The following is a 26,919-nucleotide window of genomic DNA, read 5'->3' on the forward strand; positions in this document are numbered from 1 at the left end:
AGAACCTCACCATGAGCCCTTCCCGTCGCCCCCGCGAGGTCCGCGCATGACCCGCACCCCTATCCGTATCGCGCGCTCGCGCAACCCCTTCGAAGAATCCGGCGTGGCCCTGGACGCGGCGGGCGTCCGGCGCTACACCGATCTGCCCGCGACACTGGTGGACGTCCTACGGACGCACGTCGACGCCCGCCCCGATGCCGAGGCGGTCGTCGAAGTCGGCGGCAGGCGACTGACCTACGCCGAACTGTGGGACGGCGCGGTGCGAGTGGCCGGTGGGCTGTACGCCGACGGCGTGCGGAGCGGGGACCGGGTCGCCATCCGCTATCCGGCGGGCGTGAACTGGGTGCTCGCGTTCTGGGGCACCGTGCTGGCCGGCGGCATCGCGGTGCCCGTCAACACTCGGTCGGCGGAGCCGGAGGTCCGCTACGTCCTCGACGACGCGGGCGCGACCGTGGACCTCACCGCCGAATCCCCACTGCCCGACGGCGACCCCTACTTCGCGCACGATCTGGAACCGGACGACGTGGCGGCCATGTTCTACACCTCCGGCACCACCGGGCATCCGAAGGGCGTCCCGACCACACACGAGGCGTTCATCACCAACGCCGAGAACATGATTCGCTGCTTCGGACTCCCCCGCGACAGCGGATCCGAACTGCGCACCCTGATCTCGGTCCCGCTGTTCCACGTCACGGCCTGCAATTCGCAGCTGCTGGTCGCCGCCTACGCGGGCGGGGCCTCCGTGATCCTGCCCGCGCTGGATCTGCCCACCCTGATCGAGGTGCTCGAGACCGAGCGGATCTCGTTCATCGTGACCGTGCCCGCCGTGTACTCGCTGCTGCTCCGGCATCCGGACTTCGCGGGCACCGACCTGTCCGCCGTCCGCGTCGTCGGATACGGCGGAGCGCCCATCGCACCCACGCTGGTGCGCGCGCTGAAAGCTGCCTTCCCCCAGGCATCGCTGCTGAACGGCTACGGGATGACGGAGACGGCGGCACTGATCACCGTGCTGCCCGACCACGACGCCGCCGCGCACGCGGACTCGGTCGGGTACCCCGTCCCGTCGGTCGACCTCGGCATCGTCCCGATCGGCACCGACCCGGCAGTCGGCGAACTGGTGGTCCGGGGCGCGAATGTCACCTCCGGATACTGGAACAAGCCCGCCGCCACCGCCGACGCGCTCGTCGACGGCTGGCTGCACACCGGCGACATCGTGCGGGTAGACGAGGCCGGACGGGTGCACATCGTCGACCGGGTCAAGGACATCATCATCCGCGGTGGCGAGAACGTCTCCAGCGTCGAGGTGGAGGCCGTGCTGCTGTCGGCCCCCGGCGTCGCCGACGCCGCGGTCCTCGCGGTACCGGACGAGGTGATGGGGGAGAAGGTCGGCGCCGTCCTGTTCGGCGGCGAGGCGGCCATCGACCTCGACGCCGTGCTCGGGCACTGCCGAAACCATCTGGCCGACTTCAAGATTCCGCAATTCGCCGCCATCCGCACCGAACCACTGCCGCGCAACCCCGGCGGCAAACTCCTCAAGAGCCAGCTGCGCGGGCAGGTGCGCTGGGGCGCCCCGCTGCGCTAGCCGTCCGAGCATCCACGAAGGAACACACATGACCCGACTCGATCTCACCGGTCGCACCGCGATCGTCACCGGAGGCTCGCGCGGCATCGGACTGGCCGCGGCCAAAGCGATCGCCGCGGCCGGCGGCAATGTCATCCTGACCTCGCGCAGCCAGGAGTCCGCGGATGCCGCCGCCGCCGAAGTCGGCGGCACCACGCTCGGCATCGTCGCACACGCCGTCGACGAGCAGGGCGCGCGGCGCTGCATGGACCTGGCCCTCGAATGGTTCGGCAGCATAGACATTCTCGTCAACAATGCCGGAACCAACCCGGCCTACGGCCCGGTCATCGATCAGGACCACGCCCGCTTCGCCAAGACCTTCGACGTCAACCTGTGGGCGCCGGTCCTGTGGACCGGGCTCGCGACCCGGGCGTGGATGGGCGAGCACGGCGGCGCCGTCGTCAATATGGCCTCGATCGGCGGCCTGGGCTTCGAACCGGATCTCGGCATCTACAACGCGTCCAAGGCCGCGCTGATCCACCTCACCAAACAACTGGCGCTGGAACTGTCACCACGAGTGCGGGTCAACTCGCTCGCACCGGGCGTCGTCCGCACCAAGCTGGCCGAGCAGTTGTGGAAACAGTATGAGGGACAGCTGAATTCGAGCACCGCGCTGGGCAGGATCGGCGAACCCGGCGACATCGGGTCCGCGGTCGCCTTCCTGGTGTCCGACGCCGCGAGCTGGGTCACCGGGGAGACCTTCGTGATCGACGGCGGACAGCGCCTGGGCGATGCCGCGCTGTTCCGGGCCGAGGCGCTGGCCGATGCCTGACACTCGCGCTTCGGTCGCCGTCGATGGCCCGGTCGCCATCGATCTCGAGGCGGCCGCCCGCTGGCTGGCGACGCTCGGCATCGAGTGCGTGCTGCCGCTGGGGCTGCGGCGAATCGGCCAGGGCTATTCGAACCTGACCTACCGCCTCACCGACGCCGAAGGCCGGGCCTGGGTGCTGCGCCGCCCGCCGCTCGGTCACCTCCTGAGCACCGCGCACGACGTGGTGCGGGAGGCCCGAATCATGGCGGCGCTGGCGGGCACCGGCGTCCCGGCGCCCCGAATCCTCGGCGTCGCAGTCGATTCGGATGTCGCGGACGTGCCGGTCGTCCTGATGGAATTCGTCGACGGCGTCATCGTCGACACGATGGCGGCGGCCGAAGCGCTGTCCCCGGAACGCCGCCTCGGCATCGCCCGGTCGATGCCCGCCATGCTCGCCCGGATCCACTCCGTCGACCTCGCCGCCACCGGACTGACGGATCTCGCCGGCCACCGGCCCTACGCCCAGCGGCAGCTCGAACGCTGGGCCGCGCAATGGGAATCGTCCAAGACCCGCGAGTCGCCCGCGCTGGACGCGCTCACCCGGCGATTGGCGTCGGCCGTCCCCGAACAACGCGAGATCAGCCTGGTGCACGGCGACTTCCACCTGCGCAATCTGATCACCGCGCCCGCCACCGGACAGGTCACCGCGGTACTGGACTGGGAACTGTCCACCTTGGGCGATCCCTTGGCCGACATGGGCAGCCTGCTCACCTACTGGCCGGAACCCGGCGAGCCGTCGTGCGGCATCCTCGAAGCCTCGACCCTGGCGGGATTCCCCGACCGCGCGGAGATGGCGCGCCTGTACCTCGACGAGACCGGTCGTGACCCGGCGGCGCTGCGCTACTGGCACGCACTCGGCCTCTGGAAGCTGGCCATCATCGCCGAGGGGGTGCGGCGCCGGGCGCTCGACGAGGCGCACAACGAATCCGCGGCGGGCACACCGACTCTCGCCCAGATCGACGCCCTGGTCCAGCAGGCGGGCGAGATCGCCGACACCGCGGGAATATGAACCCTGTGCGCCCGTTCGAGATCGAGATGCTGGAGTTCGCCGCCGAGTGGGCTCCCTACGGCGGCAACGACGACGCGGCGTTCGTGCGCTTCGGGCTCACCCCCGAGGAGTTCCACTGCCGCCTCGCCCGTCTGCTCGTCACCCCGACCGCGCGGACGCTCGACAATGCGACGATCGCCCGGCTCCGGGCGCAATGCGCCGATCGCTCCGGCGGCCCGGCGCGGCGCTGACGAACGACGAAGGCCCGCCTGACATCTCAGGCGGGCCTTCCTCGTTCTCGGCTCAGTTGTAGGACTTGGCGACCCCGTCGAGGAGGTGTTCGAGGGTGTCGTAGTCGGGCGGGCTGACCTGGTTCACCAGGTTCGGGTCGACCGGGACCTGGTGGGCGGCCGTGGCTTTCGTGAACAGGCTCACGTCGGTCGGCCGGAAGCCGTGGTCGGCGGCCAGGCGCTGCAGGTCGGGGTCGGTGGTGAGGAGCTTGCCGAGCCGGTCGCCCTTGTCGTTGAACGGGACGACGGTGTGCTGGGACATCACCGTGGGCTTCGGGTACATCAGCACCATGTCGGGCTTGAGCTGGTTGTGCACCGCGGCGTCGACGTACTGGGCCTCGTAGATCCAGGCCATCGGGACGGTGCCCATGCCATTGGCCAGGTAGTCCTTGAACGGGCCGTCGCTGGAGGACTCGGTGTAGCCCTGACGGGTGAACAGCCGCGAAACCCGGGACACCGCATAGTCTTCGGCCTTCGCGCCGCGCACGATGGTGTTGTCATTGGCCACGTAGGCGGTCACGGCCAGGTACATGGCGGCCGAGTTGGAGGTGCGCGGGTCGGTCGTGGAGACCAGCACGTTCTTGGGCACCGAATAGGCCGTGTTGCCGTCCAGCTGCGTCCACTGCACCCCCTTCTCGGCCAGCGACAGGTACTTCTCGACGTCGAAAGTCGTTGTCGCGCCGGGCTGCACGATCCCGGCCTGGGTCAGCAGGTCCGCGATCGGCTTGAAGGTGGCGATGGCCATGGGGGAGGAGAACGGCATGTACTTGCCGCTCACCCCGCGCTGGCGCTGGATCCGCTCCGCCGCCGCCGAACTGGACGGAAACGCGAAGTCGTACTTGCCGAGATCCACCGAGGTCGCGATCTGGCGCGACCCCGCGGGCTCGACGTCGACCTTGAATCCGTGCTTGCCCAGCGCGTCGACCACCTTCGGATCGTCGAAGAACGCCGACTTCTCCGACCCGACGACCCCGCGCACCGTGGTCAGCACGGGCGCGGCCGTGCCGCCCTCCGACGGCGAATCCGATTGCTGCACAGCCAGAATCACACCCAGTGCGGTGACCGCGGCCACACCGGCTGCCGCGACCCCCAGCACCCGCTTGTTCTCGACCAGCCGCGCCGGGACGAACCGGCCGGCGACGGCCGCGAACACACTCGTGGTCTCCGCGCCGTGGCCGTCGGCCGAATTGCTCTCGCCATTCGCCGCGACCGGCTCGGACTTGCTCGAGTCGACCTGGCCCGCGCTGTTCTTGGAACGTTTCGGATCCAACTCCCGACGCGCAATCCGTTCGACGAGAATCGGAACGAAATCCCGCACCGCATGCCCCTCGAACCGCTTGCGCACCGCACCCACCACGGCCTCGACCCGCTCCGGCGGATGCGCCTCGCCATAGTCGTCGACCAGGCGATTCGTCATCTCGCGTAGGGCCTTCTCCTCCCGCACAGCTTTCTCTCCCCGCGCAGCACCGACCGCCACGGTATCTCCCTCCGAGCTCGCACCGAATTTCGTTGCACGGCAGGAAAAATGCGAAAAGAGCCGCGCCGCACAGACCCTATCGATCCAGGGTTGTGCCCGGTGATCGAGAACGGAAACGGAAAGTGCGGACGCGGCGAATTCCCGGTAACCCTGCGGACCGGTTTCCCGGTATCCGATCAGGCCTTACCGGGGAAGGGTGTGGTCACCGGGCTCGTACCCAGGATGGACTCCCAAGTGGCAAGGCGCACAGCGCATTCGGTGAGCGCGTCGATTCCGGTGCGGCGCACGCCGGGATCGGTGGCGCGTTCCACCACCGCCCGCCAGGAGGCCGCGGCGTCGGATTCCACGGTCACCGCCAGGTGCGCCGCCGGGATCGGATCGTTCACCGGGAACGGCGCGGTGTAGGCGGCGGCCGGTTCGGGAACCGTCGCGCCGTCGGCCCGCAACGCGTCGATGGTGGCGTCGCGCCGGGCCCGGTGCGCGGCGGTGTACTCGGCCACCAGCTTGTCCCGGTCGTGGTTGGCGTAGGCGGCGATCACGCCGTAGGCGTAGACCGCCGCGTACTCGGCGCTCAGGGCATCGATGAGCGCCTGCTGATCGAGGGTGGTCATGCGAGAAGGACTCCTGCGTGGGTGCCGCAGCAGGCGCTGATCGAGGCCAGCAGCCCGGCGCGGAATCCGGAGAGGGAGATGGACAGGTCGGCGGCCGAACGCTGCGAGGCGCTCAGCTGGGTGCGCAGCGACGCCACCGACGTCGGGCTGATGACGGCGATCGCGGTGGGCGGCGGGGTGCGGCGGCTGGGGGTGGTGCCGTCGCCGTAAACGCCGATGGCGCGGTCGATTTCGGTGCGCAGCGCCTGCGCGTGCGCGGTGCGCTGATCGGCGATGGTCTTCAGTGCGCCCGCCCGATCGGGGGTGGTCGCGATGGCCTCGGTGGCGGCGGCGGCATCAGTAAGTGCCGCGGTCTCCTGCGCCAGCAGCGGATCCGGCGCGGCCGGCTGCTCGTTCTTCGTGCACGCGGCCGACGCACCCGCGGCGGCCGCCACCAGCAGGCTGCCCCCGGCCAACCGCAGCGCGGAGCGCCGATTCACCGCGGCATCGGACCGGGGTGAGGAAATCGGGGTGGGGGCGGAGCCGGTTCGGTCCGGTTGGACCGTGAGACCGACGACATCGGCCATGAGGCCGCTCTGACTGCTGGGCACGGGGTACATGGTGCCAGCCGTCGCGGACAGCTTGCTGCGCGAGGGCGGTCGGATAGGCTGTGATCAGCGACGACGGGCAACCGTCTTGGGCGCGTCGCTCTCGACGCGCCAGCGGTACCGCACGGCCGACCATGCCGAACTCAGGCGGGTCGGCTGGTCCTTTACACTCTTTCAGCGCGTTACGCTAGACCTTCGGCCCGGTATTTCGCCGAAGCAGACAACTCAACCCGTGACAACTGAACCAGGAGCCGCCCCATATGCCGATGCCGACCGAGGAAAGGGTGAGCCAGCTAGTTGCTGAGCTCGTCGAACGCCGAGGATTCGACCTCGAAGGCGTCGCGATCTCGGCTGCCGGTCCAGCGAGCAAGGTCAAGGTGACCGTCGACAGCGACGGATCCCCGGACCTGGACGCGGTCGCGGAACTGAGCTCGGAGATCTCGCAGACCCTCGACGACGCCGGTGACTTCGGCGAGACCCCGTATCTGCTGGAGATCACCACCCCCGGCATCGACCGGCCCCTCACCAGCCCGCGGCACTGGCAGCGCGCGCAGGGGCGCAAGGTCAAGATCACCCTGGCTCCCGGCGCCGAATCACCGGAGGAGAAGGGCAAATCCACGTTCGAGGCCAGGGTCGGCGTCCTCACCGACACCGACATCGCCCTGGTCCTCGGCGGCAAGCGGAAGCCACACCGGGTGACGGTGCCGCTCGCCGACATCCACTCGGCCGTCGTGCAGGTGGAATTCACTCCACCCGGCGTGGCCGAGCTGGACCTCGCGGGGGGAGTAGCGCCGGGCCGTCCCCAGCCGGGCGCCCCGGAGGACAACGAAACCGAAACAACAGAATCCGATTCACTGACCGAAGGGATCGTGGAATGAACATCGAAATCGAAGCCCTGCGCGCGATTGTCGCCGACAAGGGGATCTCGATGGAGACGGTGATCTCCGCGATCGAGTCCGCGCTGCTCACCGCCTACCGGCACACCGAGGGCCACCAGCCCAACGCCCGCATCGACATCAACCAGAAGACCGGTGTCGTGCGCGTGATGGCCCGCGAGGTCGACGCCGACGGCAATGTCATCTCCGAGTGGGACGACACCCCCGAGGGCTTCGGCCGCATCGCCGCCACCACCGCCCGCCAGGTGGTGCTGCAGCGGCTGCGCGACGCCGAGAACGAGAAATCCTTCGGCGAGTTCTCCACCCACGAGGGCGACATCGTCGGCGGCGTGGTGCAGCGCGACGCGCGCATGAACGCCCGCGGCACCGTCGTGGTCCGCATCGGCTCGGAAGCCCATGGCGCCGAGGGTGTCATCCCGCCCGCCGAACAGGTGCCGGGCGAGACCTACGAGCACGGCGACCGCATCAAGTGCTACGTGGTCGGCGTCTCGCGTGGCCCGCGCGGCCCGCAGATCACCCTCTCGCGCACCCACCCGAACCTGGTGCGCCGCCTGTTCGCGCTCGAGGTCCCCGAGATCGCGGACGGCTCGGTCGAGATCGTGGCCGTGGCCCGCGAGGCCGGGCACCGCTCCAAGATCGCGGTCCGCTCGACCGTGCCGGGCGTCAACGCCAAGGGCGCGTGCATCGGCCCGATGGGTCAGCGTGTGCGCAACGTCATGAGCGAGCTGGCGGGCGAGAAGATCGACATCATCGACTACGCCGAGGACCCGGCCGCCTTCGTCGGGAATGCGCTGTCCCCGTCGAAGGTTGTGTCGGTGACGATCGTGGACCCCGACGCCCGCGCCGCGCGCGTGGTGGTCCCCGACTTCCAGCTCTCCCTCGCCATCGGCAAGGAGGGGCAGAACGCCCGCCTGGCGGCCCGGCTCACCGGCTGGCGGATCGACATCCGCTCGGACGCGGCGGCCGACCCGCAGGGCGGCGCGCGTCCCGCGGCGGCGACCGGCGGCTCCGACACGCACCGGAACTGAGGGTCGCGTACGGCCGGGATCGAGGCGCCACGGTAGCTCGATCACGGCCGCCCGGCACCGGGCTGATCTTGCTCGATGAGTCCGGCCCGGTCGGAAATGGATTTGTGAAACAGACCCCTGGGATGACAGCTTGGTAACTTCCAAGGGGTACGGATGCGGAGATCGGGACGTGAGAGCGGTAGAGTGGACGCAGGCTCAGCGCGAGTCTTCGACTTCTCCGCGCGCCGAGCGGGTGCCGGTAAGATCAGCACCCGTCCGGACCTGCATCGGATGTCGCAGACGCGAGCTGGCTGCCGATCTGATGCGGGTCGTGGCGCAAGGGTCTGCCGAGAGTGGGCAAACCCTTGTGGTCGTTCCGGATCCGCGGCGCAGACTTCCCGGAAGGGGTGCTTGGTTGCACCCCTCTTCGGTTTGTCTGAGTCAAGCAGTTCGGCGCCGAGCAATCGGCAGAGCACTACGAGTGTCCGGACATCTGGATATCTCAGCCCTGGAGCATTACGTAGAGAACAGGCACGAGCACTCATGAGCACACCGTGAAGTCCCAGAAATGATCGGCCTTCGAAATTAGTCGAGGTCGTGCGGACGCCCCGTTGTAAGCGGGCTGTCACGCTCGGCCTCTGAGTGAGGAGAGCAGTGGCAGGCAAGGCCCGCGTGCACGAGTTGGCAAAAGAACTCGGTGTCACGAGCAAAGAACTACTCGCGCGGCTCAAGGAGCAGGGCGAGTTCGTGAAGTCGGCGAGCTCGACGGTGGAAGCACCTGTCGCGCGCCGGCTGCGGGAGTCGCTCGCACCCAAGAGCGCCCCCTCCGGTGCCGCCAAGTCGGCGGCCCCCAAGCCCAGTGGTGACAGCACCCCGCGTCCGGCAAGGCCCGGAGAGGCGGCGGCCGGCAAGCCGGCCACCCCGGGTGCCGGTCCCCGTCCCGGCCCGCGTCCGACCCCGGCGGCTCCGGCCCCCGCGGCTCCGGCTCCGGCCCCCGCCGCACCGGTGGCTCCGGCCGCCCGTGCCGAATCGCCCGCGACCCCGGCCGCTCCCGCAGCGCGTCCGGCTCCGGGCCCGAAGCCCGCGGCTCGCGAAAACGCTGCTCCGGCAGCCGCTTCCGCGTCTCCGGCTCCGTCCGCTCCGGCTCCGCAGGCCCCGCGTACCGACGCTCCGCGTCCGGGCGCTCAGGCCCCGCGTCCGGCGCAGCAGGGCGGTGCCCCCGCCCCGCAGTCCGGTCCGCGTCCGGGTGGCCCGAAGCCGGGTCCGAAGCCGCCGCGTGTCGGTAACAACCCCTTCTCTTCCGCGCCCGAGCGTCCCGCGCCGCGTCCGGCCCCTCGTCCGGGTCAGGGCCAGGGTGGTCCGCGTCCGGGTCAGGGCCAGGGTGGCCCGCGTCCGGGTCAGCCGCAGGGCGGCCCGCGTCCGGGTCCGGGTCAGGGCGGTCCCCGTCCGGGTCCCGGCCAGGGCGGTCCGCGCCCCGGTCCCGGCCAGGGTGGTCCCCGTCCGGCTGCTGCCGGTCAGGGCGGTCCCCGTCCCGGCGGTCCGCGTCCCAGCCCCGGTTCGATGCCCCCGCGGCCGAACCCGGGTGCCATGCCCGCTCGCGCTCAGCGTCCGGCCGGTCCGGGTGGCGCAGGCCGTCCGGCGCGTCCGGGTGGTCCGGGTGCCGGCGGCGGCCGTCCCGGTGGCGGTGGCGGCGGTTACCGCGGTGGCGGCGCTCCCGGTGCGGGTGGCGGCGCTGGCGCCGGTGCCGGTGCCGGTGGTGGCACGGGTGCTCCCGGTGGTTTCCGGGGTCGTCCCGGTGGTGGCGGCGGTGGCCGTCCGGGTTCCGGTGGCGGTCGCGGCGGTGCCGCGGGTGCGTTCGGTCGTCCGGGTGGAGCTCCGCGTCGTGGCCGTAAGTCGAAGCGGGCGAAGCGCGCCGAGTACGAGAACCAGCAGGCGCCCATCGCCGGTGGCGTGCGGCTGCCGCGCGGCAACGGTGAGATCGTGCGTCTCGCCCGTGGCGCGTCGCTGTCGGACTTCGCCGAGAAGATCGGCGCCAACCCGGCCTCGCTGGTCCAGGCGCTGTTCAACCTCGGTGAGATGGTGACCGCGACCCAGTCGGTGAACGAGGAGACCCTCGAGCTGCTGGGTTCGGAGATGAACTACGTCGTGCACGTGGTCTCCCCGGAGGACGAGGACCGCGAGCTGCTCGCCAACTTCGACCTCACCTACGGCGAGGACGACGGCGACGAGGAAGACCTGCAGGTCCGTCCGCCGGTCGTGACCGTCATGGGTCACGTCGACCACGGTAAGACCCGACTGCTGGACACCATCCGTAAGGCCAACGTCCGTGAGGGCGAGGCCGGCGGTATCACCCAGCACATCGGCGCCTACCAGGTGCTGGCCGAGGTCAACGACGAAGACCGCCTCATCACCTTCATCGATACCCCCGGTCACGAGGCGTTCACCGCCATGCGTGCCCGTGGTGCGAAGGCCACCGATATCGCGATCCTCGTGGTCGCGGCCGACGACGGCGTCATGCCGCAGACGGTGGAGGCCATCAACCACGCGCAGGCCGCGGATGTGCCGATCGTGGTGGCGGTCAACAAGATCGATAAGGAAGGCGCGAATCCGCAGAAGATTCGCCAGCAGTTGACCGAATACGGTCTGGTGGCCGAGGAATACGGTGGCGACACCATGTTCGTCGACATCTCCGCCAAGCAGGGCACCAACATCGAGTCGCTGCTCGAGGCCGTGGTCCTGACCGCGGACGCCTCGCTGGATCTGCGGGCGAACCCGGACATGGACGCGCAGGGTGTGGCCATCGAGGCCCACCTCGACCGCGGCCGTGGCCCGGTGGCGACCGTGCTCATCCAGCGCGGCACGCTGCGGGTCGGCGACTCGATCGTGGCGGGTGACGCCTACGGTCGCGTCCGCCGCATGGTCGACGAGCACGGCGACGACGTCGTGGCGGCCATGCCGTCGCGGCCCGTCCAGGTCATCGGTTTCACCTCGGTGCCCGGCGCCGGCGACAACCTGCTCGTGGTCGAGGAAGACCGCATCGCGCGTCAGATCGCCGACCGCCGCAACGCTCGCAAGCGCAACGCCCTGGCCGCGCGCAGCCGCAAGCGGATCTCCCTGGAAGATCTGGATGCCGCTCTGAAGGAGACTTCGGAGCTGAACCTGATCCTCAAGGGCGACAACTCCGGTACCGTCGAGGCCCTCGAAGAGGCGCTGCTCGGTATCGATGTCGGCGACGAGGTGCGTCTGCGCGTCATCGACCGCGGTGTCGGTGGCGTCACCGAGACCAACGTCAACCTGGCGTCGGCGTCGAACGCGATCATCATCGGGTTCAACGTCCGCGCCGAGGGCAAGGCGACCGAGCTGGCGAACCGCGAAGGCGTGGACATCCGCTACTACTCGGTCATCTACCAGGCGATCGACGAGATCGAGAAGGCCCTCAAGGGTCTGCTCAAGCCGATCTACGAGGAGCACGAGCTGGGCCGGGCGGAGATCCGCCAGATCTTCCGCTCCTCCAAGTTCGGCAACATCGCGGGTTGCTGGGTGCTCTCGGGTTCGGTCAAGCGCAACGCCAAGGCGCGCCTGATCCGCGACAACGTCGTGGTCGCCGAGACCACCATCCAGTCGCTGCGTCGTGAGAAGGATGACGTGACCGAGGTCCGCGAAGGCTACGAATGTGGTCTGACCGTCGGGTACAACGACATCAAGGAAGGCGACATCGTCGAGGCCTACGAGCTGCGCGAGAAGCCGCGCGACTAGGCGAAAGCAGTACGCGATCCCGCCGGACCTTCGGGTCCGGCGGGGTTGTGCCCCTTACCTTTCCGGGTAACTGTGCGCGCATTCCCCGGGGCGCGTTCATATGACTGAAAAGATGTTCTTCGGAGCGCTCGAGTTCGATATCTTGCTCGGTGATGTGCATTCACTGAAAGAGAAGCGCTCTGTCATCCGCCCCATCCTCGCGGACCTGAAACGGTTCGATGTGAGTGTCACCGAGGGCGGAGATCATGACCGTTATCGACGGTCATTGCTCGGTGTGGCAATGGTCAGCTACGGCATGAACCACCTGACCGAGGTGCTGGACAAGTGTGAACGGCACGTCGCCAATCGTCCGGAGTTAGAGTTGCTGTCGGTACGCCGCCGCATCTTCGGACCCGAAGACTGAAGAAGTGAGGAGCGCTCTCATGGCTGACCAAGCCCGAGCACGCCGACTCGCGAAGCGCATCTCGTCCATCGTCGCCACGGCGATCGAGTACGAGATCAAGGATCCGCGACTGCGGTTCGTCACCGTCACCGATTCCAAGGTGACGGGGGATCTACGCGAGGCGACAATTTTCTACACCGTCATGGGTGAAACCATCGACGCCGAACCCGATTACGCGGAAGCCGCTGCCGGTCTGAAGGCCGCCGCCGGCATTCTGCGGTCCAAGGTGGGCGCGGGCACCGGGGTGAAGTTCACCCCCACCCTCGCGTTCAAGCTCGACACCGTGCCCGACGCGGCGCGCGAGATGGAAGAGCTGCTGTCCAAGGCCCGCGCCAGCGACGCGCGGGTCGCGCAGGTCGCCGTCGGCGCGACCTACGCCGGTGACGAGGACCCGTACAAGAGCGAAGAGGACGAAGACGACGACGAAGCCTGACCTCCGGTGACCCCCGTCGACGTCACCCCGGCGGTCGAGATTCTCGACGCCGCGAAGTCGGTGACCATCCTGTGCCATATCCAGCCCGATGCCGATACCGTCGGCAGCGGGCTGGCGTTGGCGCAGGTCCTGCGTCGGCGTGGGGTCCCGGTCGTCGTCTGCTTCGCCGAACCGGACCGGTTGCCGGTGTCCATGCGGTCGCTGCCCGGCACCGAGCTGCTGGTCGGGCCCGATCAGGTCCCGGCCGAGACGGATGTGCTGGTCACGGTTGACTGCGGCAGCGCGGATCGGCTCGGTGTGCTGCGGGACCGATTGGCCGGTGCCGCAACCACTCTGGTGATCGACCATCACCGCTCCAACACCCGCTTCGGCGCGGTGAACATCGTCGACGAGTCCGCCGAGTCGACCGCGGGTGTCATCGCCCGTATCCTGGACGCCTGGTCCGAGCCGCTGGACGCGAATATCGCGCACTGCCTCTACGCCGGACTGGTCACCGATACCGGCTCGTTCAAATGGGTGCGGCCGGGCTCGCACGCCCTGGCCGAACGGCTGCTGGCCACCGGTATCGACGGCGCGGCCATCACCCGCACCCTCATGGACACCCATCCCTTCGCCTGGCTGCCGATGCTGTCGCGGGTGCTCGGGTCGGCGCAGTTGCTGCCCGACGCGGCCGGGGGAGCGGGCCTGGTCTACGCGGTGGTCCGCCGCGAGGACACCGAGGCGGTCCGGTCCGAGGAGGTGGAGAGCGTCATCGACCTCATCCGCACCGCCGCCGAGGCGCAGGTCGCGGCCGTGTTCAAGGAATCGCGGACCGAACCGGACCGGTGGACGGTGTCGCTGCGTTCGCACGCCAATGCCGACGGCACTCCCGGCGTCGATGTGGCGCGGGTGGCGGTGTCGCTGGGCGGTGGCGGGCATCGCTACGCCGCCGGGTACAGCGCGACCGGGTCGCACGACGATCTGATCGAGACGCTGAAATCCCGTTTGAGTGACTGAGCTCGAGTGACTGACCCCACCGATTTCCGGCTCGCCACCCGCGATTAAGCCTTTGTGATTACAGTGGATTCGACAACCATCCTCCGCCGACGGCTTGCCGGGGGAACAGTCCGGGGGCTTCCGCGCGAATACGCTTGATGACAAGGACGTTTCAGCATTCTCGAAGTGGGCGAAGGCATGCGCGACCGCGTTCGCGGAACTCCCGATACCGGTGAGGAATTCCCATGGCGTCTACAGTTCTGCCCCGCATCGCCCGCCGTCTCGGCACCCAGCGCTGGGTCATGCACGCGGCCGGCACGATTCTCGCGTCCGACCGCGCGGTCCGGCGAATCACCCGGGGGCGCAACGGCGTTCTCGACATCGCGGGCCTGCCCTCCCTCGAACTGACCGTGATCGGCCGCAAGACCGGCCTCCCGCGCACCACCTCGCTGCTCTACGTCCCCGACGACGGCAGCATCCTGCTCATCGGCTCCAATTGGGGCAGCCCCGACCACCCGTCCTGGTCGGCCAACCTGCGCTCCGCTGCCACCGCCACCGTCCATGTGGGCGGCCAGCGCTTCCCCGTCACTGTCACCCAGATCACCGGCGTCGAACGAAAACGCGCCTGGGACACCGCCATCGAATTCTGGCCCGGCTACGAAATGGAACACGAGCTCTCCGGCGGCCGTATCTTCCGCATCTTCGAACTACGCCCCGTCCACCCGACGCCGCAGCTCGCATCCGCCATCCGCGGCGACACCCTGTCCCGCCCGCGCTCCCCGTACACCCGCCCGGCGCTGGCGGCTGCCGCCGTCACCGTCGCGGCGCTGTGGTGGCGTGCTCGCCGCGAATGAAGCGGGCCGCGGCCGAGTTCGGGGGAGAGGCCGACTTCAGTAGGCGGGTACTCCTGCCTACGGTCGGCACCCGGCGAATGCGGCTGCGTCGGTGGTCTGACCGCGAACGTCGGGCTTCGGCTCCCTCCCGGCGGCCGCGTGCGCGCTGTCATCGAGCGGTCGGCGGTAGGCTGGCATGTTCAAATGCGGACATGCGCATCTAACCTTGCCGCCGGGCGCGTCGGATGGCAGAGGCACGGAGGAGCCTTGTCGGGGACCAGGCCTCGGCAGGCAGAGCCGTCGGTCGCTCTGGCGTCGTGGGCCATTCGTGTGGCGGGTCCGGGATTGAGCGTCGGTGCCGGTACCGGGGCGGCGGCAGGAACCGGTGCCCGCGGTCCGCACCATATATTTGCCCGTTCACGGCTCTCGGCGGGCGCTTCGGCCGGTTCCCGTGTGGAATGGTGGGCCCATGAGCGGTGCGGAGATCGTGGCGGATGGCGGGGAGGATCCGGGATCCCCGGCGGCGGGGGATGAGGCGGCCAGACGCGCGCGGGCGGAAGCGCGGGGCGCGGAGGCGGCGGCCGCGGGGCCGCGGCGGATTCTCGGGATCGCGGTGCCGACCCTCGGTGTACTGGTCGCCGAGCCGATCTACCTGCTGTTCGACATGGCCGTGGTGGGGCGGCTCGGGGCGTTGGCGCTGGCGGGGTTGGCGGTCGGGGGTTTGATTCTGGCGCAGGTCAGTTCGCAGTTGACGTTCCTGAGTTACGGGACGACGGCGCGCGCGGCCCGGCGGCACGGGTCGGGGGAGGAGCGCGGGGCGGTCGTGGAGGGCGTGCAGGCCAGTTGGATCGCGGTCGCGGCCGGGTTGGCGATCGTACTGGTGGTGCAGGTGTTCGCGGGGCCGATCACGCGGGCCATCGCCGGCGGGTCCGATATCGCCGACGCGGCCGAGTCGTGGGTGCGGATCGCCTTGTTCGGGGTGCCGTTGATCCTGCTGTCGATGGCCGGGAACGGATGGATGCGCGGGGTGCAGCAGACGCGGCGGCCATTGCTGTATGTGGTTGCGGGGCTGGTGGTTTCGGGCGTGCTGTGCCCGACGTTGGTGCACGGGCTGCTGGGCGCGCCCCGGATGGAGCTGGAGGGGTCGGCGGTCGCGAATCTGGCCGGGCAGGCGGTGTCCGGGGTGTTGTTCGTGCGCGCGTTGTGGCGGGCGCACGTGTCGATCGCGCCGCACCTCGAGATCATGAAGGCGCAGCTGGTGCTGGGCCGGGACCTGATCGCGCGCAGCCTCGCCTTCCAGGCGTCGTTCGTGTCGGCGGCGGCGGTGGCCTCGCGGTTCGGGGCGGCGTCGGTGGCGGCGCATCAGCTGGTGCTGCAACTGTGGAACTTCCTGGCGCTGACGCTGGATTCGCTGGCCATCGCGGCGCAGACGCTGGTCGGCGCGGCGCTCGGGGCCGGAAACGCGCGCGGGGCACAGGGTTTGGCCCGGCGGGTCACGGCCTGGTCGACTGTGTTCGCGACGGTGCTGGCGGTGTTCTTCGCCGCGGGTCACTCGCTGATTCCGCGCCTGTTCACCGATGATCCCGCGGTGCTGGACCGCACCAATGTGGTCTGGTGGTTCTTCGTCGCGATCATCCCGATCGGCGGTGTGGTGTTCGCCCTCGACGGCGTCCTGCTGGGCGCGGGCGATGCCGCCTTCCTGCGCAACGCCACCCTCGGCTCGGCGCTGCTCGGGTTCCTCCCGATGATCTGGCTGTCGCTCGAATTCGATTGGGGCATCGGCGGAATCTGGACCGGCCTGGTCGCCTTCCTGGTCCTGCGCCTGATCACGGTGTCGTGGCGGGCGCTGTCGGGCCGCTGGGCCCGCGTCGGCGCCGAGGTGCCGGGACGGATGGCGTAGTCCGTTCCGGCGGCGTCGCTAGTCGCTGGAGCCGTTCGCCTGGGCGGCGGCCTGCTTCTCGAGGTTCTGCGCGACCTCGGCCTGCCAGTTCTCGTTGGCGTGGGTGGTGTCGACCTCGTACTCGAACCGGGCCGTCATTTCCGGCTTGATATCGGCGACGTCGACGTAGAACTGCTCGTACCAGCGGCGATGCTGATAGACCGGCCCGTCTTCCTGGGTGAGCAGCGGATTGTCGATGCGGGTCTTGTGTTTCCAGATCTCGACGTCCTGGAGGAATCCGACGCCGAAGCTCTTGCCGAAGGACTTGGCGAGCTTCTCGGATTTCTCCGGCGGCAGACCCTGGATGCGCTGCACGCTCACGCCCCACTGCAACATGAACGAGTTGTGGGTGACCGGGTAGTGGCAGTTGATGAGCGCCACCTCGACGGTGTTGTCGCCGAAGTCGTTGTGCAGGTAGTTGATCATGTACGACGGCCCGAAATAGGAGGCCTCCGAACGCAGCAGCGACATTTCCTGCGAATAGTTGGACTTGGCGTGAATGTCCGGCCGGCCCTTGGAGTGCAGGAACTGGGTCGCCACATGCCCTTCGAACACATTCTTGAAGTACACGGGGTACGCGAAGTGAATGTAGAAGAAGTGCGCCATGTCGACGTTGTTGTCGATGATCTCGCGGCAGTGCGCGCCCTCGATGAGCAGTGAGTTCCAGTCCCAGTCGCTCCACTGGTCGGTCTCGATGCCCTCGATGTGCGGAATGGCGACCTCGGGCGGCGGGGGATTGCCTTCCGGGTCGTTCCACACGAAGAACTGGCCGTTTTCCTCGCAGGTGGTCCAGGACCGGGTGCGCGCCAACGGCGGAACGCGCCGCGCATAGGGAATGGCGGCGCATTTGCCGTCGCCGCGCCACCGCCAATCGTGGAAGGGGCAGGCGATATTGTCGTCCTTGACGCTGCCGTAGGCGAGGTCCGCGCCCATGTGCCGGCAGTAGCCGTCGAGGGCGTGTAATTCGCCTTTGCTGTCGGACCAGATCACCAGTTTGGTGCCGAAGGCATTGACCGAATGTGGCTGTCCGTCCCGGAAGCTCTCGGCGAGCCCGAGGCAATGCCACCCCCGGGCGAACCGCGTCATCGGTTCGCCGACATCGATGCTGCGATAGTGCTGACTCATCTGCGTCCTCCGCGATCGATCAGTCCGTGCACTTCGCAGCCTACTAGAACACGTGTCAGTTCTGGTTCGGAATCAGGCCCCTCGATACCGCCGCACAACGACTTTCGCGGGCCGGATCGAGCGATCCCCTATGGTCAGGCCCGGCTGGATGACCGACTCCACGGTCTTGTCCGCCTCCCGGTCGTCGGTGCCCACGATCTCGGCGGCCTCCATGGTGTCCGGATCGAACGCCGTGCCCCGGAACGGCGTCACCAGCTCGCCGCCGCGCTCGGCCAGCATGCGCTCGACCCGGCGATTGATGGCCTCGAAGCCCTGGCGGTCCGGTTCCGAATTCGAGGTGGAGACGAAGGTCTGGGCCAGCCCGTGCAGGGCGAACAGATCGCGCAGCAGCGGCGCGTCGGCTTCGGCGCGCTCGTCGCGGATCTTCAGTTTGGCGGCGTCGGCTAGTCGCTCGATGGTGGCGGCCTGCCGGGCGATGACCCGGGCGAGGTCGTCGATGCGTTCGGTGATGCGGTCGAGAGTCGGGGCGGACTCCTCCGCGGTCGCTGGGGGCGCCTGGGGAATCGTGGCCGCCGGGGCTGGATCGGTCATGCACGAACGATAAACCCAGCTGTCGCCGGTGACTGCTACCATCGCCGCCATGGGGGTCTATGGAATCGATCTGGGCACAACGAATTCGGCAATTGCGGCAATCGACGCAGATGGCCGGCCGCAGGTCCTGGTCGGATTGAAGGGGGAACCGACCGTTCCCTCCGTTGTGCTGTTCGCCTCCGCGAGCGACCATGTGGTCGGCGAGGGCGCGCGCCGGCAGGCCCGGCTCGACCCTGACAATGTGTGCACCCTGGTGAAGCGCCGCATGGGCGACGCCGAATGGCGGTTCGGCGCGCACGGGCAGCTGTGGTCCGCGCCCGCGGTGTCGGCGCTCATCCTGAAAAGCCTTGCCGCCGACGCCGAGTTCTCCGGTGGCGAACCGGTGCGGCGCGCGGTCATCACGGTGCCCGCCTACTTCGGTGACGAGGAGCGCCGCGCCACCATCCAGGCCGGAACCTACGCCGGATTCGATGTGGCGGGTGTGCTCTCGGAGCCGATCGCGGCCGCGCTGTCCTACGGCTTCGGGCGCCTGGACGGCGGTATCGAACTCGGCAAGGAACCCACGCGCGAGACCGTGCTGGTCTACGACCTCGGCGGCGGCACCTTCGACGCCACCGTCATCGAACTGGCCGATCGCCGCATCTCGGTGCTCGCGGTGGAGGGCGACCATCAGCTCGGCGGCGCGGACTGGGACGAGCGGCTGGCGCTGTATCTGTCCCAGCAGTTCTGCACGGCCAACCCGGATGCCGAAGACCCCCTGGACGATTCGGTCGGCTCCCAGCTGCTGGTGCTGGCCGCCGAACAGGCCAAACAGGAGCTCACCGCCGCCGAGGCCACCGAGGTGGTGATCGCGCACGACGGCGCGCGGGCGGTGATCCCGCTGACCCGCTCCGATCTGGAATCGCTGACCGCCTCGCTCATGCGGCGCACCCTGGACCTGACCAAGGCCGTGCTGGCCGCCGCCGAGAAGCGCGGGGTGCGGCAGGTGGACCGGCTGCTGCTGGTCGGCGGCTCCTCGCGCATGCCGATGGTGGCCGAGCAGCTACGGAAGGAATTCGGGCTCACCGGCGAACTGCGCGACCCGGACCTGTCGGTGGCCCGCGGCGCCGCGCTGTACGGCGAGAAGCTGGAGATGGAGCGGCTGGTGGCCGCGGACCTGGTGACCCGCGGGCGGCTCCGCGACGGAGCGCCGCTCGGTGACGCCGATCCCGGTGACCTGGAGGGTTCGCTGGTGCGGGTGGCCGCATCCTTCGGCCAGCCGGTGAGCCTGGTGCGCCGCATGATCGAGATCCAGGTGGACACCGTGGTGTCGCGCGGGTTCGGTGTGCTGGCGCTGGATCCGTTCAACGGGCTGGCGGCGAGCTGGCTGGTGCACCGCAACCAGACGCTGCCGATCAAGGTGCGACGCTCCTACGGCACGGTGCGCGCGCACCAGGAGCAGATCGAGCTGACCATCGTCGAGCAGCAGGGGCAGGCGGCCTCGACCCGTCCCGAGGACACGAAGGTGCTGGTGGAGGGCAGGATTCGCGATATTCCGCCGGGGTATCCGGAGGGTAGTGAAGTCCGGGTGACCTTCGAGATGGGATTCGACGGTGTGCTGCACGTGACGGCCTACCATGTGGACGCCGATCTGCCGCTGACCTTGTCGGTGCAGACCGGGGCCACCCTGTCACAGGCGGATGTGGAGCGCGAGCTGGATCAGCTGCAGCGCACCCGCCGTCGCAATTCCTGACCGGTATACGCTGTCCGACGAAAAGCCATGCACGCCTTCGATCCCAATGACTATCGCAAACGCGTCCTCGCCGCCGTCGAACGCCGCGGCGGCCTCGCGGAGTCGGATGCCTTCGAGCTGTACGACATTCCGCTCGCCGACGCGTCCCGGCTGAGTGACGCCGACGTCGCCGCGCGCGTCGAGCAGGTATGGGCGCTGTGGCAGAAGCTGCGCGACCACCCCAAGTTCCGGGTGCTGGCCGGGCTGCTGGTCGAGGCGCATCAGGAGCTGTCCGAGCCGCTGCTGCACACCGGTTCCCGGCTGATCGAGGCCGACCGGGTCAAGCAGTTGCGTGACCGTCGGGACGCCGAACGCTACGAGATGCTCGATGCCGCCATCGAGCGGCTGATCCAGCGGCACAACGGCATTCCCGCCGGGAAGATTGCGGGCCTCGAGGACATCGGCCGCCTCGGTGGCCTGACGGTCGCCGAGGTCGCCGCCCGGGTCCGCCGCCACCGCATCATCGACGAGGCCCCCGCCGCGCCGCCGCCCCCGGCCGCGCCCGCGCTGAGTACCGAGCGTCGCCGCCAGATCCGGTCGCTGCTGGCCGAATACGAGCGACTCCTCGCCGGTGACCCGGTGCCCACCCTGCTGTCCCTGCTCGACATGGATTTCTCGGCGGCCCACCGCAGCAACGAGATCCGCCTGCGCGCCGAGGCCCTGCGCGCCCGCACCCGCGAGCTCCCGCCCGGCCGTCTGCGCGTGGTCCTCGACGAGCTCCTCATCCACATCGGCGATCTGCTCGAGCCCGGCGGTCCGCTGGTCGACGCCTATCTGCTGACCATCACCGAGACCGTCACCGACCAGCTGCGCCCCCAGGTCCGCGCGGCCGTGCTCGTCGAGGACCTGCTGGTGGCACCGGATTTCGACTACCTGCTCGGCGTGGCCATCGCCGGCGGTCTCGACCGCGCCAATGCCGAACGCATCCTCGTCGCCCTCGCCGACGAGCTCGGCACCACCGTCGAGGGGCGCGAACACCTCGCGGCCGGTCGGAAACCGTCGACCACTCCGGAGAAACAGTCCACCTCAGCCACGTCGACAGCTGCTCCGGTGAATCCCGCCGCGGACGAGGCGAACCCGCCGGGCGCGCCGCAGCCGGAGCACTGGCAGCGGACGCCCTACGACGGCACGACCCAGTCGGGGCGGCCGTGGGAGGCCGCGTTGCGGGCGGCGCGGGCGTCGCTGCGGGCCGGAAAGCCCAAGGAGGCGGCGGCTTTCATCGCCGACGCCCGGCGACTGGTCGGCGATGACGCGGCGGCCGCGCGCTCGGTGCGCGCGGTGGGGGAGGACGTCGAGCGGGTGCTCGCCGAGGCAGTCGTGCACTGGCGGGCCGCCGTGTCCTGCTGCGCGGGGCGGCGATTCGTGGAGGCGCTGGCCGAGCACCTGGACTTCCTGGATCGGAGAGCCGCCGATGTCGCGAATCCCGATCCGCGCGGCGCGAGCCGGGAACTGCTGATCGGCCGTGCGCGGGCCGCTGTGATCGAGGCGGGCCGCCTGTTCGAGGCCCTCCCCGCCGATCCCGGCCTGCGCATGCAGGCGGTGCGCGAAGTCCTCGAGGTCTGCGCCGACCACGCCGAGGCCCGCGCGGCCCTGGCCGAACTCCGCGTCGCCGCGCCCGAACACGTCACCGTCAGCCGCAAACCGGACGGCACGGTCGTGATCACCTGGACCCCGTCGACCACCGACCAGGCCGAGTACCGCATCACCCGGCTGCTCGCGGACGGTTCCTGGCGCGTGGTCGGCCGCACCCGCGGCGTGGCCATGGAGGACGGCGGCGCGCCCGCCGGACCGGTGCCGGTGTACGGCGTGGTCGCCTCGATCTCGGGCCGCGCCTCGGACATGACCCGCTCGGACCGGACTGCCGCCACCACGGGGTCCGCGTCGACAGCACAACACGGCGATCCCGCCGCCCGCCGAAACACCCCTGGACCCGCCGAGAATTCGGCCACCGGTTCCACCGGGGCTGCCGCCGACACCGCCCGCGAGCCCAGCGGCCTGCCGACCGTGCGCGGCCTCGCCGAGCGCAATGGCCTGCTGGTCTTCCAATGGCCGACCGGCGTCACCGAGGTCATGGTCGTGGCCCGCGCCGACGCCCCGCCCGACGACCCCGACGACCCGCAGGCGCAGCGCTGGAAGGTCACCAATATGCGCTACGAGATCGAGGGCGGCGTCCGCATCCCCGCCGAGATCCCGCGCCCCTGTCATGTGGCGGTGGCGTCGTGTCGCCGGGAGCCGTCCGGAACCCTCACCGTCGCGGCCGGATTCGGCGCCGCGGCTCGCCTTCGCTGGGTGCGGTGACGTCGGTTTCTCCCGCGCATGGGAATCTGGTGGAGGCCGGGATGGTTGCTGCCAGGACGGTCGTGAACAGGAAGGCGGAACCGGGTGATTCCGAAGTTGATGGCGGTGAGCGACATCCATGTCGGTCATCAGGGCAACAAGCCGGTGGTGGAGGCGATCCACGCGGATTCCCCCGAGGACTGGCTGATCCTGGCCGGTGACGTCGGCGAGAAGACCGATGACATCCGCTGGGCCCTGCAGACGCTGCGCGGCCGCTTCGCCAAGGTCATCTGGGTGCCCGGCAATCACGAATTGTGGACCACCGCAAAGGATCCCGTGCAGATGCACGGCGCGGCCCGCTACGACTACCTGGTGTCGCTGTGCCGCGATCTGGACGTCGTCACCCCGGAGGACCCGTTCCCGGTGTGGGAGGGCGCGGGCGCGGAGGAGTTCGGCGGCGCGGTCACCTTGGCCCCGCTGTTCATGCTCTACGACTACTCGTGGCTGCCGGAGGGCGCGAAGACCAAGGCCGAGGGCCTGGCCATCGCCCGGGACCGCAATGTGGTGGCGACCGACGAGTTCCTGTTGTCGGCCGAGCCGTACCTGACTCGCGACGCCTGGTGTCACGCCCGCGTCCAGTACACCCAGCGCCGCCTTGACGCGCTGCCCGCCGACACTCCGCTGGTTCTGATCAACCACTTCCCGTTGCTGCGCAAGCCGGTCGACATGATGTGGTACCCGGAGTTCTCCCTGTGGTGCGGCACCGACCTGACCGCGGACTGGCACACCAGTTACAACGTGGTCTGCGCCGTCTACGGCCACCTCCATATTCCGCGCACCACCTGGTACGACGGCGTCCGCTTCGAGGAGGTGTCGCTCGGCTACCCGCGCGAGTGGCAGCGTCGCGGCCTGCCCGACAAGCTGCTGCGTCAGATCCTGCCGGTCCCCGACTACGGCGACACCCTCAACGAGTGGGGCGGCCACTTCAAGATCACCCCGGAGATGCAGGCGGCCGCGGTGAAGATGAAGGAGCAGGCCGAACGCCGTCGCGGCCTGGTCTGATCCGTCGCGGCCTGCCGGGCCGGGCCGTGCACGTCCGCGCGAATCGGTCGGTGACCGGCCTGCCCGGTAGGCTCGATTCGGCAGTTGGTGGAAGCGAGCAGGAGGCGGGTCATCGAGGAGCGGGCAGTCGCGGCGACGGAGTCGGCGCGCATACTCGGCAGAATTCTCCCGAGCGGGGTCGCGGCGGCCGAGCTGACGGCCTACCCGGAGGATCTGAAACCGCATCCCGGCGAGGAGCATCTGATCGCTCGCGCGGTCGAGAAGCGTCGCCGTGATTTCATCGGCGCCCGCTACTGCGCCCGGCAGGCCCTGACCCAGCTGGGTGAGCCCGCCGTCGCCATCGGCAAGGGCGGCACCGGCGAACCGGTGTTCCCGCGCGGCATCGTCGGCAGCCTCACCCATTGCGACGGCTATCGCGCCGCGGCCCTGGGCCACAAGCTCCGCTTCCGCTCGATCGGCATCGACGCTGAACCGCACGGTCAGCTGCCCGACGGCGTCCTGGATTCGGTCAGCCTCGCGCCCGAACGCGAGTGGCTCTCCGCGGTGCTCCCCGGCACCGGTCTGCACCTGGACCGGCTGCTGTTCTGCGCCAAGGAGGCCACCTACAAGGCGTGGTTCCCCCTGACCGGGCTGTGGCTCGGCTTCGAGGACGCCCACATCACCTTCACCGTGGACGAGGAGTCCGCCGCCGGCGGCGCGGGCACCTTCCACAGCGACCTTCTGATCCCCGGCCCCGTCACCGACGGCGGCACCCCGCTGACGGCCTTCGACGGCCGCTGGGTCGTCAGCGACGGCCTCATCCTCACCGCGATCGTGACGGCCTGATGGGCGACGAATCGATGGTGGTCGGCGCGTCGGACGCCGCGGTCCCCGTGGAATCCGGTGCGGTGGAGAACGCCGAGGCGGCGCAGGCTCGTGGTGGTGCGAAGCGTCGCGGCCGGCCCGGGCCCAAGCGGGAGAAGCTGCCGCCCTTGGTCGATGCGTTCGGCGGCCTGCTGATCGTCGACAAGGAGGGTGGCTGGACCAGCCACGACGTGGTAGCCAAGAGCCGAAGGCTGTTGCGCACCAAGAAGGTCGGCCACGCGGGCACCCTCGACCCGATGGCCACCGGCGTGCTGGTGCTGGGCGTGGAGCGCGCCACCAAGCTGCTCGGCCAGCTCATCCTGACCACCAAGTCGTACACGGCCACCATCCGCCTGGGTCAGTCCACCATCACCGACGACGCCGAGGGCGAGGTCACCGCGACCACGGCGGCCGCACACCTCACCGACGCCGAGATCGCCGCGCGCGTAGCCGAATTGACCGGCGACATCCAGCAGGTCCCCGCCACCGTCAGCGCCATCAAGGTCAACGGCGAGCGCGCCTACGCCCGCGCCCGCGCCGGTGAGGACGTGGAACTGGCGGCCCGCCCCGTCACCGTCAGCCGCTTCGACATCCTGGCCCGCCGCGACATCGACACCGGCGAAACCCATTTCGTCGATCTCGACGTCGCCGTGGACTGCTCCTCGGGCACCTACATCCGTGCCCTGGCCCGCGACCTCGGTGAAAAGCTGGGCGTCGGAGGCCATCTCACGGCCCTGCGCCGTACCGCGGTCGGCCCCTTCACCCTCGACCACGCCCGCACGCTGGCCCAGGTCGAGGCCGCCGCCGAGGCCGGAGACCCGGTTCTCAACCTGGATATCGATGCCGCGGTCCGCACCGCCTTCCCGGTTCGCGACATCACCGACGCCCAGGCGAACGACCTCCGCAACGGCCGCTGGCTCGAACCGGTCGGTATCCCAGGCGTTTACGCGGCCCTGGACCCCGCCGGCCACGCCATCGCCCTGCTCCAGGAGTCCGGCAAACGCGCCTCCTCCGTCATGGTCGTCCGACCGGCCAACCTCTGACGCTGCCCAACCTCTGACCTGTTGCCGCCCAATCGCTTACCGGCGTGAGCGATCGGGCGGCACCATGGATAGGTCGTCCGGCCGTGCAGAGGAGGCGAAGATGCCCACCGACCTCTCCCTCGATTCCATGAAGCAGTTCGTGGCGGACCATTTCGAGCAGTTCGTCAATCGGCGCAACGCCGCGGTGATCCACCGCAATATGACCCCCGACTTCCTCGATCACGACGGTCCGGGCGGGAAACCGACCGACCTGATCGGTGACGAGAAGATGATGCTCGGCATGTACGAGTCGCTGCCGGGCCTGCATGTCACCGTGGTCGACATGCTCGCCGAGGGCGACAAGGTCATGTGCCGCAATATCTGGCGTTGGACCGACCGCGCCACCGGTGAGCCGATGACCTCCCAGGGCTTCGTCCTGTGGCGCTTCCAGGGCCGCCGCATCGCCGAACGCTGGGCCACCGTCGCCCAACGCGCGCCCGGCACCGGCTGGGACTGACGACCTGCCGAGCGCCACCGGGCAATTCACTCACTGGTGGCCGCGCGGCGGATGCGGACGCCTACCCTTCAGGGGTGGAATTGCGGCAGTTGCGGTACTTCGTGGCGGTGGCCGAGGAGCTGCATTTTCGGCGGGCGGCCGAGCGTTTGTTCATCTCCACTCCGACCCTGAGTCAGCAGGTCCGGGCCATCGAGCGGGAGGTGGGCGGCCCGCTGCTGATCCGCGGCAATCACGGGGTCGAGTTGACCGCGGCGGGGGAAGTGCTGCTGAAGACGGCGCGAACCGTGCTGGAGGCGGCCGAGATCGCGGTGCGGGAGACGCGGGCCGTGGCGCAGCCGGGCAACGTGGTGTTCCGGCTGGGCGTGGTGAACGGGGCGCCGTCCTGGCTGCCGGGACGGATCGAGGCGTTGGTGAAGGCCCGCCAGCCCGGCATCCGGGTCGCGCTGACCACGGGGACCAGCGGGGATCAGGCGCGGCTGCTCGATCGCGGCGACGTGGACCTGGCGGTGTTGCGGCTGCCGGTGGGGCTGGCCGACCACTTCACCTGCACCCCGGTCGCCGATGAGGAGCTCGGCATCGTCATGTCCCGCAAAAACCCGCTCGCCGCCGCGGTTTCGGTGGAAGCGGCGTGCATCGGCGAGCAGGAGCTCATCATGTTCGCGCGCGACGCGGCCCCGGAGGTCCACGATTCGGTGCTGGCCCAGCTGCGTGAGCGGGGCGCGTCGGTGGTGTTGAGCGACAGCGCCATGAGCCACGCCCAGATGCTGCAATTGCTGCCCTTGCGTCCGCAGTCGATCGGGGTCGGTTCGTCCCGCACGGCCTCGGTCCCCGGCCTGGTGTGGCGTCCCCTCCACCCACGCCCGCTGGTCATCACCTACGCCGCCGCCTGGCGCACAGCCACCCGGAACCCCCTGTTGCACACCATGGCGGACGCCCTCTCCGGCGGCCTGCGCCTCACCTCGGAGCGCTCGGAGGGTTGCCCGCCGGTCTGAGTCCGGCCGATCTCATTACCGCTACCGGCGATCATGTCGTTCGGCTATTGACT

General features: G+C 69.6%; 25 protein-coding genes. 20 read left to right on the forward strand and 5 right to left on the reverse strand.

The window, feature by feature from the left end; translation table 11 throughout:
- Positions 1-46 precede the first annotated feature (46 nt).
- Genes ACQP06_RS11110 through ACQP06_RS11125 form a run of 4 tightly spaced genes read left to right on the forward strand, consistent with a single transcriptional unit; the run spans position 47 to position 3,671 of the window.
- The gene (locus tag ACQP06_RS11110; protein ID WP_433672136.1) at positions 47-1,582 is read left to right on the forward strand and encodes a class I adenylate-forming enzyme family protein; all 1,536 of its coding nucleotides are present in this window, start codon (positions 47-49) and stop codon (positions 1,580-1,582) included.
- 28 nt (positions 1,583-1,610) lie between these two features.
- Positions 1,611-2,393: an SDR family oxidoreductase gene (locus ACQP06_RS11115; protein WP_433672137.1), complete on the forward strand. Its 783-nt coding sequence runs from the start codon at positions 1,611-1,613 to the stop codon at positions 2,391-2,393.
- The gene (locus ACQP06_RS11120; protein ID WP_433672138.1) at positions 2,386-3,441 is read left to right on the forward strand and encodes a phosphotransferase family protein; all 1,056 of its coding nucleotides are present in this window, start codon (positions 2,386-2,388) and stop codon (positions 3,439-3,441) included. Before ACQP06_RS11115 ends, ACQP06_RS11120 begins: the two co-directional genes overlap by 8 nt.
- On the forward strand, positions 3,438-3,671 hold the full coding sequence (locus tag ACQP06_RS11125; protein ID WP_433672139.1) for a DUF3263 domain-containing protein: 234 nt from the start codon (positions 3,438-3,440) through the stop codon (positions 3,669-3,671). The genes ACQP06_RS11120 and ACQP06_RS11125 overlap by 4 nt, the downstream gene beginning before the upstream one ends.
- Positions 3,672-3,723: 52 nt before the next feature.
- Here the strand turns inward: ACQP06_RS11125 and ACQP06_RS11130 are convergent, their stop codons facing one another.
- The 3 genes from ACQP06_RS11130 to ACQP06_RS11140 all read right to left on the reverse strand — a co-directional run bounded on the left by ACQP06_RS11130 (position 3,724) and on the right by ACQP06_RS11140 (position 6,388).
- Positions 3,724-5,154: a three-helix bundle dimerization domain-containing protein gene (locus ACQP06_RS11130; protein WP_433672140.1), complete on the reverse strand. Its 1,431-nt coding sequence runs from the start codon at positions 5,152-5,154 to the stop codon at positions 3,724-3,726.
- Between the two features lie 209 nt (positions 5,155-5,363).
- A complete protein-coding gene (locus tag ACQP06_RS11135) occupies positions 5,364-5,798 on the reverse strand; it encodes a ferritin-like domain-containing protein (RefSeq protein ID WP_433672141.1) in 435 nt (144 codons plus the stop codon).
- Positions 5,795-6,388 (reverse strand): hypothetical protein, encoded by a 594-nt coding sequence (locus tag ACQP06_RS11140; RefSeq protein WP_433672142.1) that lies wholly within the window; start codon positions 6,386-6,388, stop codon positions 5,795-5,797. The genes ACQP06_RS11135 and ACQP06_RS11140 overlap by 4 nt, the downstream gene beginning before the upstream one ends.
- Positions 6,389-6,645: 257 nt before the next feature.
- Here ACQP06_RS11140 and rimP point away from each other — a divergent pair, with 257 nt between their 5' ends.
- From rimP to ACQP06_RS11185, 9 genes are all read left to right on the forward strand, one after another.
- Positions 6,646-7,263, forward strand: coding sequence for a ribosome maturation factor RimP (rimP, locus tag ACQP06_RS11145; protein ID WP_433672143.1), 618 nt, complete (start codon positions 6,646-6,648; stop codon positions 7,261-7,263).
- Complete coding sequence (gene nusA, locus ACQP06_RS11150) at positions 7,260-8,309, forward strand: transcription termination factor NusA (protein ID WP_357093062.1); 1,050 nt, start codon at positions 7,260-7,262, stop codon at positions 8,307-8,309. The genes rimP and nusA overlap by 4 nt, the downstream gene beginning before the upstream one ends.
- Positions 8,310-8,541: 232 nt before the next feature.
- Positions 8,542-8,835 (forward strand): YlxR family protein, encoded by a 294-nt coding sequence (locus ACQP06_RS11155; RefSeq protein ID WP_433673291.1) that lies wholly within the window; start codon positions 8,542-8,544, stop codon positions 8,833-8,835.
- Positions 8,836-8,942: 107 nt separating this feature from the next.
- A complete protein-coding gene (gene infB, locus ACQP06_RS11160) occupies positions 8,943-12,044 on the forward strand; it encodes a translation initiation factor IF-2 (protein WP_433672144.1) in 3,102 nt (1,033 codons plus the stop codon).
- Between the two features lie 112 nt (positions 12,045-12,156).
- Positions 12,157-12,447, forward strand: coding sequence for a DUF503 domain-containing protein (locus ACQP06_RS11165; protein WP_357093398.1), 291 nt, complete (start codon positions 12,157-12,159; stop codon positions 12,445-12,447).
- 19 nt (positions 12,448-12,466) lie between these two features.
- Positions 12,467-12,919: a 30S ribosome-binding factor RbfA gene (gene rbfA, locus ACQP06_RS11170; protein WP_433672145.1), complete on the forward strand. Its 453-nt coding sequence runs from the start codon at positions 12,467-12,469 to the stop codon at positions 12,917-12,919.
- Positions 12,920-12,925: 6 nt separating this feature from the next.
- The gene (locus tag ACQP06_RS11175; protein ID WP_433672146.1) at positions 12,926-13,915 is read left to right on the forward strand and encodes a DHH family phosphoesterase; all 990 of its coding nucleotides are present in this window, start codon (positions 12,926-12,928) and stop codon (positions 13,913-13,915) included.
- A gap of 224 nt (positions 13,916-14,139) precedes the next feature.
- The gene (locus tag ACQP06_RS11180) at positions 14,140-14,748 is read left to right on the forward strand and encodes a nitroreductase family deazaflavin-dependent oxidoreductase (RefSeq protein ID WP_433672147.1); all 609 of its coding nucleotides are present in this window, start codon (positions 14,140-14,142) and stop codon (positions 14,746-14,748) included.
- Positions 14,749-15,196: 448 nt separating this feature from the next.
- Positions 15,197-16,627, forward strand: a complete 1,431-nt coding sequence (locus ACQP06_RS11185) for an MATE family efflux transporter (protein ID WP_433672148.1) — start codon at positions 15,197-15,199, stop codon at positions 16,625-16,627.
- Positions 16,628-16,645: 18 nt separating this feature from the next.
- On the opposite strand, the gene ACQP06_RS11190 is transcribed toward ACQP06_RS11185, so the two are convergent.
- Together ACQP06_RS11190 and ACQP06_RS11195 are read right to left on the reverse strand one after the other, a co-directional pair.
- Positions 16,646-17,791 carry a Rieske 2Fe-2S domain-containing protein gene (locus ACQP06_RS11190; protein ID WP_379271318.1) on the reverse strand — a complete coding sequence of 382 codons (1,146 nt, stop codon included), beginning with the start codon at positions 17,789-17,791 and terminating at the stop codon, positions 16,646-16,648.
- A gap of 72 nt (positions 17,792-17,863) precedes the next feature.
- A complete protein-coding gene (locus ACQP06_RS11195) occupies positions 17,864-18,382 on the reverse strand; it encodes a nucleotide exchange factor GrpE (RefSeq protein ID WP_433672149.1) in 519 nt (172 codons plus the stop codon).
- Positions 18,383-18,431: 49 nt separating this feature from the next.
- On the opposite strand from ACQP06_RS11195, the gene ACQP06_RS11200 reads away from it, so the two are divergent.
- The 7 genes from ACQP06_RS11200 to ACQP06_RS11230 all read left to right on the forward strand — a co-directional run bounded on the left by ACQP06_RS11200 (position 18,432) and on the right by ACQP06_RS11230 (position 26,866).
- A complete protein-coding gene (locus tag ACQP06_RS11200) occupies positions 18,432-20,114 on the forward strand; it encodes an Hsp70 family protein (RefSeq protein WP_433672150.1) in 1,683 nt (560 codons plus the stop codon).
- Positions 20,115-20,141: 27 nt separating this feature from the next.
- The gene (locus ACQP06_RS11205; protein ID WP_433672151.1) at positions 20,142-22,451 is read left to right on the forward strand and encodes an Ig-like domain repeat protein; all 2,310 of its coding nucleotides are present in this window, start codon (positions 20,142-20,144) and stop codon (positions 22,449-22,451) included.
- Between the two features lie 84 nt (positions 22,452-22,535).
- Positions 22,536-23,492, forward strand: coding sequence for a metallophosphoesterase family protein (locus ACQP06_RS11210; protein ID WP_357281277.1), 957 nt, complete (start codon positions 22,536-22,538; stop codon positions 23,490-23,492).
- A 150-nt stretch (positions 23,493-23,642) separates the two neighbouring features.
- Positions 23,643-24,317, forward strand: a complete 675-nt coding sequence (gene npt, locus ACQP06_RS11215) for a 4'-phosphopantetheinyl transferase Npt (protein ID WP_433673292.1) — start codon at positions 23,643-23,645, stop codon at positions 24,315-24,317.
- The gene (gene truB / locus ACQP06_RS11220; RefSeq protein ID WP_433672152.1) at positions 24,317-25,378 is read left to right on the forward strand and encodes a tRNA pseudouridine(55) synthase TruB; all 1,062 of its coding nucleotides are present in this window, start codon (positions 24,317-24,319) and stop codon (positions 25,376-25,378) included. The genes npt and truB overlap by 1 nt, the downstream gene beginning before the upstream one ends.
- 100 nt (positions 25,379-25,478) lie before the next feature.
- The gene (locus ACQP06_RS11225; RefSeq protein WP_379271330.1) at positions 25,479-25,874 is read left to right on the forward strand and encodes an ester cyclase; all 396 of its coding nucleotides are present in this window, start codon (positions 25,479-25,481) and stop codon (positions 25,872-25,874) included.
- A 74-nt stretch (positions 25,875-25,948) separates the two neighbouring features.
- Complete coding sequence (locus ACQP06_RS11230) at positions 25,949-26,866, forward strand: LysR family transcriptional regulator (protein ID WP_433672153.1); 918 nt, start codon at positions 25,949-25,951, stop codon at positions 26,864-26,866.
- Positions 26,867-26,919 lie beyond the last annotated feature (53 nt).

The organism is Nocardia sp. CA-136227, from assembly GCF_050955695.1.
Lineage (GTDB): Bacteria > Actinomycetota > Actinomycetes > Mycobacteriales > Mycobacteriaceae > Nocardia.